The organism is Tolypothrix sp. VBCCA 56010 (genome assembly GCF_050875635.1).
In the GTDB taxonomy this organism is placed as follows: domain Bacteria; phylum Cyanobacteriota; class Cyanobacteriia; order Cyanobacteriales; family Nostocaceae; genus Hassallia.
In genome coordinates this window covers 1-576 of sequence record NZ_JBPAOH010000419.1, presented here as the reverse complement: position 1 = coordinate 576, position 576 = coordinate 1, and the positions used below count along the sequence as shown (strand labels likewise).

Genomic DNA, 576 nt, shown 5'->3' with positions numbered 1-576 from the left:
GTTTGGAGATTTAATAGGTGTTTCAGCTTCTACTTTACGTCGTTGGGAATCTGAAGGTAAATTGATTCCTGAACGTACTTTAGGGAATCAAAGAATTTATACCGAACAACATCTTAATTTGGCTCGTAATCTTAAATCTGGCAAATACCCGACACGAGTAATCATTTACTGCCGGGTTTCTTCGCATGGGCAGAAAGATGATTTAACTAGTCAAGTAAACTCTATGGACAAGTTTTGTGTTGCTAATGGTGTAGTTGTGACTGACCGTATTGAAGAAGTTGGAGGAGGCTTAAATTTTAAGCGTAAGAAATTTCTTCAAATCATTCAATGGGCGATTCAGGGGGAAGTTAAATCAGTCTATGTAGCGCACAAAGATCGGTTGTGTAGATTTGGTTTTGATTTAGTTGAGCAAATTATAATATGGGGTGGCGGAACTGTTGTTGTAGCTAATAGTGAAGCTTTATCACCGAATGAAGAATTAGTAGAAGATTTGTTGTCTATAATACATTGTTTTAGCTCACGCTTGTATGGGCTACGCAAATATAAAGACAAGGTGAAATTAATCGCTAATGGGAT

Annotated in this window: 1 protein-coding gene; it reads left to right on the top strand. The window is 37.2% G+C overall.

The genetic code is table 11. The features are described from left to right. The coding region (locus AABK37_RS41820) for an IS607 family transposase (RefSeq protein WP_432557247.1) at positions 1–576 on the top strand (576 nt) is incomplete at both ends.